The sequence below is a fragment of the Nitrosomonas communis genome, from assembly GCF_900114745.1.
GTDB classification, from domain to species: domain Bacteria; phylum Pseudomonadota; class Gammaproteobacteria; order Burkholderiales; family Nitrosomonadaceae; genus Nitrosomonas; species Nitrosomonas communis_A.
The window spans coordinates 1-12,761 of sequence record NZ_FOUB01000084.1; the positions used below are offsets into that span (position 1 = coordinate 1).

Annotated in this window: 12 protein-coding genes; 5 read left to right on the plus strand and 7 right to left on the minus strand. The window is 41.1% G+C overall.

Annotated features, from left to right (window positions below):
• Positions 1–762: 762 nt before the first annotated feature.
• The 4 genes from BM122_RS18330 to BM122_RS18345 form a co-directional block, all read right to left on the minus strand.
• Positions 763–966, minus strand: a complete 204-nt coding sequence (locus tag BM122_RS18330; RefSeq protein ID WP_074906982.1) for a cold-shock protein — start codon at positions 964–966, stop codon at positions 763–765.
• A gap of 368 nt (positions 967–1,334) precedes the next feature.
• Positions 1,335–1,538, minus strand: coding sequence for a cold-shock protein (locus BM122_RS18335; RefSeq protein ID WP_074906983.1), 204 nt, complete (start codon positions 1,536–1,538; stop codon positions 1,335–1,337).
• 266 nt (positions 1,539–1,804) lie between these two features.
• Positions 1,805–2,182, minus strand: coding sequence for a hypothetical protein (locus BM122_RS18340; RefSeq protein ID WP_074906984.1), 378 nt, complete (start codon positions 2,180–2,182; stop codon positions 1,805–1,807).
• Between the two features lie 355 nt (positions 2,183–2,537).
• Positions 2,538–2,996: a transposase gene (locus BM122_RS18345; RefSeq protein WP_074906985.1), complete on the minus strand. Its 459-nt coding sequence runs from the start codon at positions 2,994–2,996 to the stop codon at positions 2,538–2,540.
• 203 nt (positions 2,997–3,199) lie between these two features.
• Between BM122_RS18345 and BM122_RS18350 the strand changes: the two genes are divergently transcribed.
• Positions 3,200–3,874 (plus strand): hypothetical protein, encoded by a 675-nt coding sequence (locus tag BM122_RS18350; RefSeq protein ID WP_074906986.1) that lies wholly within the window; start codon positions 3,200–3,202, stop codon positions 3,872–3,874.
• 626 nt (positions 3,875–4,500) lie between these two features.
• On the opposite strand, the gene BM122_RS18355 is transcribed toward BM122_RS18350, so the two are convergent.
• The 3 genes from BM122_RS18355 to BM122_RS18365 are packed head-to-tail and all read right to left on the minus strand — an operon-like array spanning position 4,501 to position 6,467.
• The gene (locus BM122_RS18355) at positions 4,501–5,406 is read right to left on the minus strand and encodes a hypothetical protein (protein ID WP_256212195.1); all 906 of its coding nucleotides are present in this window, start codon (positions 5,404–5,406) and stop codon (positions 4,501–4,503) included.
• A 25-nt stretch (positions 5,407–5,431) separates the two neighbouring features.
• Positions 5,432–5,833, minus strand: a complete 402-nt coding sequence (locus BM122_RS18360) for an ExbD/TolR family protein (RefSeq protein WP_074906987.1) — start codon at positions 5,831–5,833, stop codon at positions 5,432–5,434.
• On the minus strand, positions 5,820–6,467 hold the full coding sequence (locus tag BM122_RS18365) for a MotA/TolQ/ExbB proton channel family protein (protein ID WP_074906988.1): 648 nt from the start codon (positions 6,465–6,467) through the stop codon (positions 5,820–5,822). The genes BM122_RS18360 and BM122_RS18365 overlap by 14 nt, the downstream gene beginning before the upstream one ends.
• Before the next feature lie 1,132 nt (positions 6,468–7,599).
• Here BM122_RS18365 and BM122_RS18375 point away from each other — a divergent pair.
• From BM122_RS18375 to BM122_RS18390, 4 genes are all read left to right on the plus strand, one after another.
• Positions 7,600–8,256: a peroxiredoxin gene (locus BM122_RS18375; protein WP_074906990.1), complete on the plus strand. Its 657-nt coding sequence runs from the start codon at positions 7,600–7,602 to the stop codon at positions 8,254–8,256.
• A 144-nt stretch (positions 8,257–8,400) separates the two neighbouring features.
• Positions 8,401–8,661, plus strand: coding sequence for a SemiSWEET family transporter (locus BM122_RS18380; RefSeq protein ID WP_074906991.1), 261 nt, complete (start codon positions 8,401–8,403; stop codon positions 8,659–8,661).
• Between the two features lie 415 nt (positions 8,662–9,076).
• On the plus strand, positions 9,077–10,342 hold the full coding sequence (locus tag BM122_RS18385; RefSeq protein ID WP_074906992.1) for an MFS transporter: 1,266 nt from the start codon (positions 9,077–9,079) through the stop codon (positions 10,340–10,342).
• 1,206 nt (positions 10,343–11,548) lie between these two features.
• Positions 11,549–11,881, plus strand: a complete 333-nt coding sequence (locus BM122_RS18390) for a YceK/YidQ family lipoprotein (RefSeq protein WP_074906993.1) — start codon at positions 11,549–11,551, stop codon at positions 11,879–11,881.
• The last annotated feature ends 880 nt before the right edge of the window (positions 11,882–12,761 follow it).

Sequence of the window (12,761 nt, forward strand, 5' to 3'; positions counted from 1 at the left end):
GGTGCTGGCTATAACTTGCGCAAGATTCTGGGCCACTTGGCGCTTTTATGTGCTCGCTCCGGCATCAATCCTAATCGGTTATTGATGACCAATAGCCCTAACCTACAACTCAGCGATTGAAGAAACGGGGTTTTTCAGGGACAACTATTTATTTTGACTTCTGCCATCTCTATGAGCTGTCTTGCTCAATGGCTTTGCAATATCAAAATCATCTGTATTGGTGTTGGATCTCGAAAAATTCAGAGCTTTAAACAACATGAGACCAGAACAAAAAAGGTTAATGCAGCATATAATTACTATATAAGGAAATATTTTTTGTGAACATCGGCGTATTGTAATGAAATAGGGATTTTTACAGTTGAATTATGCTCAATTCAAGTTTACGACTTTCTTCAATGATCACGTTAGCTGAGCAAAGTTATGCTAGTAGCTTCGCTACAGACTCTGCCAAATTTGTGTGAGTTTTTTCTTCTGCCGAGCAACTACGGCAAGTAACACGGCAAATATCTTATACCGATCTCTTTACATTACGTTTCTAACTGTGCTTCTCTGTCATCATCGTTCATCCAGAGTTGTGGTTAACGATGAACCAAAACTATCTTTTAGGCAATCAAGCCATTTTGGCTGACTTGAGCTGATGCGATACAAGAGCAGAAAAAAGCACAGTACGACAATAGCAGATAAATCGTACGTAATTTCTCAGAACACAAATATATAAAAAAACCTCGGACTATCCGAGGTTCTTTATTTTCCAGATCAATTTTATAATGGCCTGATATTGGCTGCTTGTTTACCTTTAGGTCCGGTAGTCACTTCGAAAGCGACACGTTGAGCCTCTTTCAGAGATTTGAAGCCGTTACTATTAATAGCAGAAAAGTGTGCAAACAAATCCTCTCCACCATCATCTGGAGTAATAAAGCCATAACCTTTAGCATCATTGAACCATTTAACTGTACCTATTGCCATTTTATTTCCTTGAAAATTAATTGAATCATATAGTGATCAGTATTTATAACTGATGTGTTGTTAGGATATCGAGAAAAGTAGATAAAAAAAATACGTGTAAGCACGTAGTAAGCTATTAAATAAATATTCTCTTTATAAATAAACCGACCTTTTCCTTGGGTGTAGGGGATATGATTGCTGAGGCTGACGGTTCGACACCCAAGGGCGCGCGCCGCCGGGCGTCACGTCACAGGCTAGCCGAGCATACCTTCTGCTAGCTTAATCATTCACGCAAACTTAGGTTGTTTAATGTGAATCAAGAGCTAATTCGTAAAAAGTATATAAAAAAACCTCGGATAGTCCGAGGTTCTTTGTTTTTCAGATCAATTTTATAATGACCTGATATTGGCTGCTTGTTTACCTTTAGGTCCGGTAGTCACTTCGAAAGCGACACGTTGAGCCTCTTTCAGAGATTTGAAGCCGTTACTATTAATAGCAGAAAAGTGTGCAAACAAATCCTCTCCACCATCATCTGGAGTAATAAAGCCATAACCTTTAGCATCATTGAACCATTTAACTGTACCTATTGCCATTTTATTTCCTTGAAAATTAATTGAATCATATAGTGATCAGTATTTATAACTGATGTGTTGTTAGGATATCGAGAAAAGTAGATAAAAAAAATACGTGTGAGCACGTAGTAAGCTATTAAATAAATATTCTCTTTATGAATGAACTGACCTTTTCCTTGGATGTAGGGGATATGATTGCTGAGTCTGATGGTTCGACACCCAATGGCGCGCCCCGTCGGGCGTCACGTCACTGGCTAGCCGAGCATGCCTTCTGCTGGCTTAATCATTCACGCAGACTTAGTAAGGTTTATAAGAACGAACTTTACTGGCACATTCAATGCCTGTCTTTTCTTCAATCCAGGCAAATAATGCTTCAATCGGTGTCGAACGCAAAAAACTGCTGTAGACAACCATTGGTCCTGTGGCTCTGGACAGTGCTGCCCTTTTTGTTTTTTAACCAGTGTCAAGACAGTCAGATTCCGAGCTTGTCTGGCGTCTTGGGCGTTGGGCTGTTGATAAGCTTTATTGCTATACAGCTCATTGCTGTGTAATTGTGGCCGAATCTGATCAAATATTATGGCATCATAGTCATTGGTGCCGGTAACGCCGATGTACGCACGGATCGGCAATGAGGAGGGGAGCAAAGGCTTACGCGGACTCAGCATATCGCATCAATGCACAGAAAGAGGTCTGATGGCTTCAAGATACGCAAGTCAGATTCACGAAAAGGATGCTCGCAATCATTCACTTATGAATGTACAAAATTTAGCAGCAAAGAAAAATCACGGGTGCGTGCGTGAGTCGAGCATGTATTTAGTTCGGTGACGAACGAGCTGAACTGGATTACCATTCGTACCTTAGGTCAGGGATGAGCAAAACTACAAAGGAGCTTACTCAATCTCGTTTATAACATCAATCGTGTGGCGATGTTGATTCGCTAACATTCCAATTTTCATAGGATGGTTGTGCTCTCAATAGCTTAAAAGGAACAAAAGAGAGAAGATAACAGCTCGATATTCATTAGGGAAACCAGCATATCTTTTGGTTCAAATGACGTTCTTTATAAACAAACCAATCGCAATCTCTTGCATTGATTCGATTTATGCGAGGCGGAATAACAGGTTCAGCATCTTTTTTAGTGAGCATTTTCATAAAAGCATCGCTATCATAGCCTTTAACACCCGTCAGAGCGGCCGCGCCTTCTGCTGTCAGAGCCAACAAATTCTCAGCTTGCCCGATATCGCTAGCTTGACCGCCAGACAGGATGAAATACAGTGGGTTGCCTAACGCATCGATAACAGAATGAATTTTAGTGGTGAAGCCGCCTTTTGTAGCCCACAGGGCTTCTGCTTGCGCTGAACTTTCTGTTGCGCCAGCAGCACAAGCATGTGCACGAATAATCGTACTATCCATCAGAATTTGTGGTAGGTCGAGATATTGGCTGCAGCCTACATGCATATAAAAATTCCCATTGTTCATCGGTTAGTTCTGCTCTGTTATTCATTCTCACAGAAAATGAATCAGATTCTCGTGGATTATTACGAAATGTCAACAGAACATAGAAGTAAAAAAAATTTTATCCTAGAGGTTATTTCTCTAGATATCTTTTGGAAAGAAAGGTATTTAAAATGGTGGTAACAATTTTTTCTAGGTTCTAGAATTTTTAGATGGAAGACTAAAAAATGAATATCATCATGAAAATTTTTGGTTTAAGTCTGTGGATAATTTTTAATGTAGTAAATGCCGAAAATATACGTATACCAATTAAATCCGGGCCAAATGGAGCTGTAACTTTTGATACTAGTATTATGAGTGACGGAATGCAGGATCGGATGAACTCAGTTGGTGGAGGTTTTTCAAGTACAAGTGGGCACAGGGCACATGCCGCAGTTAATATAGAAAGGGGAGATGGGACAATAAATTACACACGTAAAAATTCGAAAGGGGCTGTAATATTCGATAGTAATTTTTCGAATGACGAAGCGGGCCCTCTGATGAACTCAGCTGGTGGTAGTTTTTCAAGTACAAGTGGGCATGGGGCAAATGCTACAGTCAATATGAAAAGGGGGGATGGGACAATAAATTACACACACAAAAATTTGAAGAGGGCTATAACATTTGATACCACTGTTTCGAATGACGGAACAGGACTTCAAATGAACTCAGTCGGTGGTGGTTATTCGAGTAAAAGTGGACATGGTGTAAGTGCAACAGTTAATACAACAGGAAATGGTGGAGCAATAAATTACATACATACAAATAATAATACGAAAATCAAATTTAGCAGCGGTGTGAGTGTTAACAATGGTCATCATGGTGCAAATATCGGAGTTCAGATTCCCTTCAGTGCTAAATAATTAAATTAGCCTAACCGATCAAGGTAGTTAACAAGGAGCGTTTGTATAAATAAATACCTGAATTGATCCAAGTGTAACAACTAAATTGAATGCTTGATTATCCAGACCGGATTTGACTATTTTGGTGGGTCATCTCCATAAAATTATTTGCTGCATATAAATATTGTCAAATTGCTCTGAGAGATCATGAAAGTCGTTCTCTGAAACATTAAGTGTACGGCAAATGAACGCAACTGGTATATCTGCAGCACAATCCCAGTTATGGCCGTATTTTACTACCCAGATTACCTGCTCATGACTTGAATTTTATTGCTCCTGTTGATACCAAAATCGTTTTTCTTACTCTCATCATAATTGTGCTGACTTTTTCGCTTGAGCGCCTTTTGCCTGATAACAAAAAATGCCTTACTCATTTCCAATTTTTTTATCACTACTTCAAGCAAAAACAGGTGATTGTTTTAGCATTCTGCAGCGTATCTGAGAAAATACCTGGTGTGTCTATAATGAACTTTTAGCGAAAAAGCATTTTTACTTTACCTATACGCTGAGCAAACATCACAGATTTTCTGGCGCATTTATTTTGCTTATTGGGAATCTATAAAAGATAGCTCGGCTGAACTGTAATGCTAGCGCAAATAAGGTGGAATAGGTTCTCCAAAGAACTCGCGCATTAAAAAATTTTCGAGTCCCTCGCTATCTCCTGGGCGTGCAGACAAGACAACGACGCGATTAAGGCGAGGTGATTCCCAGTTAAAGTCTTCCTGATGATACTGACGAATGAGCTGGATCATCCTGCGTATGATTGCACGTTCAATGTCACCGTCCGGCCCCGCTTTCACTTCAATTAATTCCCGCCGCGGATTAATGTCGCCAGTTGTCCAGGCGCGAAACGAGAACTGTGCATAGCGTGGACCAATGTGGATAATCTGAAAAACGCCACTGGTACCAGGTATTTGCAGATTGCGCTTAACTTTCGCCATCCTGATCTCTTCCGCTGAGGGCTGAGGTTTAGTGTTAGTATTTTTGTTGCTCTCAAGCCCATCAAGAATACCGGCTGGCTGACTTTGTTGCATTTTTCTCTGATTAATATACTCCGTTAAATCTGCCGGTGCGGCGGGATCCTTTTTTTGTGGAACCTTAGTTTTGGTTTCTTTCCTGGCTGGTGTGGCTTTTTCCGTTCCAATCGCTTTCTCCTTAACACGGGGCGGCGTGGGGGGAGTGGAAGGCTTGGTGTGTGGAAGTGGTGGCATTACCAGATCTGGTGCTATTTCTGCTTGCTGTACTTGATTCTGGGGTTGTGCCTCGATGCCTTTGCTTGGCGGCGGGACAGGTTCCTGTGGTTGTGCGAGTTCCGGAAGCTCCAGAAATTCCGCTTCGATCGCGTCAGGGATATCAATGCTGACTTTGATTTCGGATTCTGTCAGAAAAAAACCGAACGCCCAGATGATGACTAGCCAAATCAGCAGCGCCAGTGGCAGCGGCCACCAAAGACGAATTTCCCTTGTTCTGGAGCTGTTCATCGCTATGGACATTATCAAACTATTTATTAAGGAATAATTATTTATGCTGAACCGCGATCAGAAAATGCTGCACCCCCGCATTCCGCGCCCGAAGCATCGCCTGAACCACAATGCCTTGTGGTGCTTCATTGTCTGCCGATACGATCAATTTTTGCTTGGCATCATGAAGCAGCGGTTTGAGCGTAGTGGCCAAGGTATCAAGGGTAACGGATTCTTTATTGATAAAAATTTCACTGTTCTTGGTCAGTGTTAAAGTTACCGGTTTTTCGGCACTAAGTTTCTCGGCTTGGCCTTCAGGTAAGTTGACTTGCACAGAATCCAGATTCTGCATGGATAACGAAGCCAACATAAATGTCGCGAGTAGAAAGAACATGACATCAATCATGGGGATAATCTGGATATAACCTTTTCGTGGGGTTCTGGATTTACGTAGTTTCATGGGTATTCTCCTTTTGATCCAGCCGAATATGGTCGATCAGACGTGTACCGAGTCGTTCCATTTCATCCATGGTTTGTGATTGCATGCGCGAGAAATAATTGAATCCAAATAACGCAACCAGCGCGATAATCAGACCAATAACAGTAGCAATGAGCGCTTCGGCAACACCACCTGTCACTGCGGTGGGGTTGACGATGCCTTCACTGCCAATAACTTGAAAGGCGCTCATCATGCCGACAACGGTTCCCACAAGCCCCAGTAGCGGCGCGGCTGTTACGATTGTTTCCAGCGCCCAGAGCCGACGGGCTAATGAATTCTCAATTAGTTGGGCTTCATCTGCTGCACGTGACTCAGTCCACCAGAATGGTTGGTGCCGATTGGAAATCACCACTTCAAAGAAACGCTTGTAATAGTGGCGTTTATCTAGCCCTGACAGGATTTTTTCCAGATCTTCCCACTTGAAACCATAGGTTTCGATGAGATTCAACAAATCATTCGATAGGCGGGCAAAGCGCCAGTAAACAAATGCTTTTTCGAGCATTATCGCCAGCGCGATGACACCCAGCAAAGATAACGGCAGAATAATGATTCCGCCCAGTTTTAACATGATCCAGGCTTGGTTAAGGTGTTCCATTCATAAACTCCAGATTGGGTATGTTTTTATAACTTGTGAATCGAAACAGCCGTTGCCTTGAACTTAAGCTACTAATACCGAACAATCAGAGAGCTTCTGTGCAATGAATGCGAACTTCAAGATATTTCTTCACAAAGTACGCGGCGGCTATTTTTGAGCTTGTATTCTCCATTTTAAGCCAGAAACTGAGAACGTAGGTCAGTAATCTATTGCTGCGAGATGAGTGATCTTTGGCTATGTCTAGGATCAACTTTCCCATTACAACCTTGAGTTCCAGAGTCAATGCTCATTGCCTTTATTTCGATTGGTATTAACTAGGGCTACCCAACATCGGCTATTTTTTTCATTCGTTCCTGATAAAAGTTACTAAGAGTGCAATATTTTTATTGCTAAAAATTTGTAGAAATGGTGGCAATCAATAAGGTCGAAGAATTGCTGCTTTCGTGGCCAGATAACCTCCTTTTAAGACGCTGTGATCGTATTCAAGAGAGAAGTTATGATAAGAAAGTGGTCTGGATTTTCTGTAAACGGTGCTTAATTAGTGCTGAGGTATTCTTTCTTCAAACTGAATGATATATTTATTTAATACAAGCTTTCAACTTGTTACTCGCATGAATCATTTTTTGCTGATAGTAATCAGTGTCAAATAGAATAATTAGAACAATTTAGTTACAGGTTCATCATTGAAAAATACTTCCATTTTCTCTGTTTGTTCATCTGCTTGCAAGCATACATATAAGGCGAGGAACTCTCCTGATATGTATGATTATTTGTTTAAACAGAGAGTTATATGCCGTACGTGACACTCATTACCATTAACCTTATCACAAATAAAAATTTGATAATACAAGATTGCTTTTAATCTATAGATATAATTATAGTTCGTTTCGTAAAAAATAATACACACATGGTTGTATTTTTAAATGTCATACTACTAATGGTATTTGATAAATAAAAATTAATAAAAACTAGTTATGTGTAATATTCTTCAATACATTCTCAGATGTTTTGTTATTTTTATTATTGGGTAATGTAAGCAAGTAAAATTTTTAATATTCGTTTTGTCTGCTAAGTTATAGCTATTAAACTGATTCCAATATACATTTAATAAATTTGAACTAAGGAGATACTTATGGCATTGCGTATTAATGATCAGGCACCTAATTTTCAAGCAGAAACTACACAAGGTAGGATTGATTTTCATGAATGGATTGGAGATCATTGGGTAGTATTATTTTCTCACCCAAAGGATTTCACACCTGTTTGCACAACAGAATTAGGGTATATGGCCAGTATTCAATCTGAATTTGATAAGCGCAATACTAAACTTATCGGGCTTAGTATTGACCCGCTTAATGATCACGAGAAATGGCTGAAAGACGTTGAAGAAGTTGGTGGTTCACGCGTTAGCTATCCTGTTATTGCAGATACTGATCTGCAGGTAGCTAAACTCTATAATATGTTCCCTGCAGATGAAGCAGGTTCAGCAGAAGGACGAACAGCACTTACAAACGCGACCGTTCGTTCGGTATTTATTATTGGTCCCGATAAAAATATCAAGCTTATGATGACTTATCCCATGACAACTGGCCGTAATTTTAATGAAATCTTGCGGGTAATTGATTCAATGCAGTTAACTGCAAAACACAAAGTCGCAACGCCAGTGAATTGGCAACAAGGGGAAGATGTCATCATTGTTCCTTCAGTTAGCAATGAGGAAGCTAAGAAAATTTATCCACAAGGTTGGGAAACAGTGAAGCCATACCTGCGCAAGGTAAAGCAACCATGATTTATTGATTGTTCCTGCGGTATCGCGACAAAATACAAGAATCTGATTTTTATTAGGCTTAGAGTGATGAAGCTATCATCTTTTCCATTGTGAATGCAATTGTCAAGCTCGATTTGAATAGAGACATAATAATAAGAGATTTAAATGGAAGGGCATGAGATCGTCGGTTTTGTGGCGGGGTTCGGCACCACCTTTGCAGCCGCCTCGGATTTGTTCGCGATACTTAAACGAAGGAGTTCTCAAGGGATGAATCCCATGATGGCAGGCATTATGGGCTCGTTTCAAATCATGTGGGTGCATTACGGTATTTTAATTGACTCGATGCCTGTAGTTGTCTGGAATATTATTGCAGTGGTAACCAATTTTCTCATGGTAGGTGTATTTTTTAATTTGCCCGCACTCTGAAAAATTAATTAGTTGAGCAAAGCTACAAGCGCTTCACATACACAGATGAAACCTGGACTTACGCCGCTATAGCTCGCATTATGTTGAGGTGATTAATCTAGCGCTGCTGGAATTTATAAAAAATTTTAAAAAGTTTGATCGACTGCTTTTCACTAGAATAAAACTAATATGCTCTCATACTCTCATTTAGCCTTCTCAGTGGCTTTTTAAGGTTGATGTCTTTCCCCTTAAAAATAAAAAGATCTCATAAATCAAAGTTTCTTTACTTTTAATCAGTCGTGATTGTGTAAATTTTTGATTGTTAGTCCGTGAATTTGACAAATTTTTGCATCTTTACTATCTTCGCCCTTCATAAAAAAAGCTGTTAATTTTTCTTTTACATGATAATCCGGAAGATTCGAAGGAAAAACCGATAATGATCAGCCCTTATCGTCGGCATCGCCGTATACTTATTGCGAGTCTGGCCGGAACAGCTGTCGAATATTACGATTTTTACATTTACGCAACGGCGGCGGCGTTGGTGTTCGGTCCATTATTCTTTCCAGCCAGTTCACCAGCTGCGCAATTAATGCTGTCATTCATGAGCTTTGGTATCGCTTTCATCGCACGCCCGTTTGGTGCAATATTGTTCGGCCATTTCGGTGATCGGATCGGGCGGAAATCGACACTGGTCGCATCGCTGATGCTAATGGGAGTGTCGACCGTGTCGATCGCATTTTTGCCGACCTATGCGATGGTCGGCTGGATTGCACCGCTATTGTTGTGTATCCTGCGCTTCGGCCAAGGGCTCGGCCTTGGGGGAGAATGGGGCGGCGCAGCGCTACTAGCGGTTGAGAATGCCCCCCAGGGGTGGCAGGCACGCTTTGGCATGGCCCCGCAACTGGGCGCACCTGTTGGTTTCCTTGCTGCCAATGGGTTGTTCCTGCTGATTGGCATAGGACTGAGCGAAGCAGAATTTGCAGCGTGGGGCTGGCGTATCCCATTTCTGGCAAGTGCCATTCTGGTCGGGCTAGGCCTGTGGGTACGCTTGAAGATCAAAGAAACACCTGAATTCGCTCAAGCTCTGTCAGATGAGCCTCCAATTCCGGTTCCCATCAGTGAATTGATCCGCAATCATACATTAGCTACCTTCGCCGGGACTTTTGCAGTCGTAGCTTGTTTCGCGATATTTTACCTTTCAACCGCTTTTGCACTCGCCCATGGTACGACCGCCTTGGGATATAATCGTGAGGTTTTCCTGGCTGTCCAGCTTGCTGCAATTCTATTTCTCGCGCTTGGTATCATCGTCTCGGGTGTGCGTGCCGATGCGACCAGTGCTGTGCGCGTTCTAACATGGGGATGTGCAGCAACGGTCGGCATGGGGTTGATATTCGGATCGCTTTTAGGTTCGGGTTCGCTATGGGTAGTATGGGCAGTGCTGTCGCTCGCATTGTTCATTATGGGCTTTGTCTATGGCCCACTCGGTGCGTGGTTGCCGTCGCTGTTCCCAGCACGGGTGCGTTATACCGGTACATCAGTAGCTTTTAATGCAGGCGGTATTCTAGGCGGAGCAGTCGCTCCGATTGCCGCGCAGACACTCAGCGAAATAGGCGGCACCTCACTCGTCGGTCTTTACCTGACAGTGGCAGGAGTGTTCAGCCTTGCGGGATTGGTGCTGGCTCAGCGGTCTAAAGCAAAGTAAGCGGCGAGCTCTGCCGATAATACGTTCAGCCCCACACCATTGATCTAATTTCATTTCTAAATCAAGACTAGCTTTGTCGGCTTCATTTTGCCGTATTATTGATACTGTCTGCGGCTCGCCTTCGCGTCATTTTTGATTTGGAAATGGAATAAGGTATTGTCTTTGATAAATAATTTGAGCAGAAACTGCTCAAAAAGAGCATCTTTAGAAAAAATGCTTTAATAAAACAACTGAAATACTTCCGGTCCTTTAAAGACAGAATTTCAGACTGAAATTTAGGAAAGAATATTGCAACAAGTTAATGAGAATTTATAAGAAAATCAGCGTGTCAATATGCTGATAAAGCATGTTAAGGATCTTGATTATTGAATAAGTCTCAATTTTTATTTTAAAAATTTCTCTTTTATTATCCGTGCAATTATAAATCCTGAAATTAATGCAATTACTGAATAAATAACAATATCTATCAAATTATCCATTAGATCATATACCTCATACTAATCAATATAAGCTCAATCCATCTATTTTGGGTATTATCCCAGATTTTCTATTAGAAAATCTTCCGAGTGGAAAATTTAGGTTTTATCCTTTTGTCCATTAGCCAGACGATAAATAGTAATATACGTTGCTTGTGATCTCGAAAAAATATCCGCTGTTATTCACGCCTTTCTGAACAGATATGTTAGCAACACATAGAATTGCCCGCTTTGAAATGCAATAAATTGTCTATTAATTCATTGTGCAGTTGTGATGGCGGATTTACGCAACAACTTTATTGTTCAGTTTTATTTCCTTGCCAGATGAACTATGTATCGTAGGCTTCCTTGGGTATGCATAGTAGCCATTTGTCCGTTTGGATAGCGCAGTACGATGACTAAAAGTGCCTGGGGTTTGGAGCGCCTTATGAGGTATTCCGCGAATTATCAGGTACAGATGCTAAAAAATTAGTGGGTCATGTACTTATTACTTGAATTCAAGAAGAATTAACTCGACCCGGTGAAAGGATTAAAGATCAGGGTCTTCTGGAAATAGAAGATTTAACACAGCTTGATATAGTTGCTGAAATCTATCAATCTGATTTTTCCTAAAATTAATGTTGGAAAAAAGCTCGCATTAATGCCATAGGCTTTAAACGCACTTATAATGTGGAAGTACGTGAACTTGGATTTCAAGTTAAGCAAACCGACTTCTCAGTAATTTATAATAATGAAGAGTAAACTAAAATATGCATTTATTTGCTCAATAGTGGTATTTTTAGCGGGATGTGGCACAATCAATACAGTTATTCGGGGTGATTGGATTACAAAGCGCAATCTCCATCAAATTGAAACCTCCTGTGAAGCAATACCACGCATTTATAGTGGTATTGCTTACGATATTTGCTTGCTACGGGGAAAACCCTCTCAAATGGCACTATGGGTAGCGCCGATACCCCAGCTAATATTCTTAGATATGGCATTATCAGGAGCTTTGGATACGGTTGTTCTTCCCTACGCAGTCTATACGCAAATCAATGACGGCGATATTAGGCTTAAATAGAAGAGCAGAAAAAAACTTTCCTGGGTTTTTGGAAGCCAGCCAAAGCGGCGTAATTTTTATGCTCTTTTTGAAGACGTGGATTTAAATTACGATGCAGTATATTCACTTCGTGGTAGCATCAAGGAAATATTTTCCGGCTGGAAGTTTGGCAAATAGGTTAGGCCCTTTCGTAATTGTCTCCAATACAGTAAAACCGCGGGCATCCTCAATGATGATCTGAACATCACTGATATACGCTGATATATACCGCCCGAGGCATTCCAGCATTGGTTAGCTCAAGCATCAGTGGGGCCCATTTTCTTACTTTTTGCAAATCAGTCTGAAGAGTGCTTCATAAGTTCTTCAGGGCTGAATCCCGCCAGCAGCCTGGCTTGCATCTGTTAATGGCCAATTAATCTGAGCCAGAAACGGACAATAATTTTAAGCCATTTATTCAGGATTTTATTTTACTGAATACGCCAAACATCATTGCCTCCTCTTTATTATTGGTTCAGACGCAAGTTCATGCCAAGATTGGATGGTCGGATAATAATCAAAACAGCAATTTAATGAAAATAAATTATCAACTAATCAATAATTTGAAAATAGCATTCTCCTTGATTGAGAATACTATTTTCGGCAGATCCGATATTGTAATTTAATAACTCATGAGTCCAACCAAACATCCTAATGGTCATTGTAGTTGCCGCCACCCCTGATGATGAAAGAAGCTACGTATTGGAAGGTGGCGATAGAGGTTGTTCAAATTTTTGGTGGTTTAACCCCGCAACCTAACATAATCCGCCGAACTGACTCGCACCCCGGATTGCTTCCCCATAGAGAGCGCACATTAAATAGGCCGTTGGCGATTTTGCCTTCAGGCACATTCAGTTCTGGCATC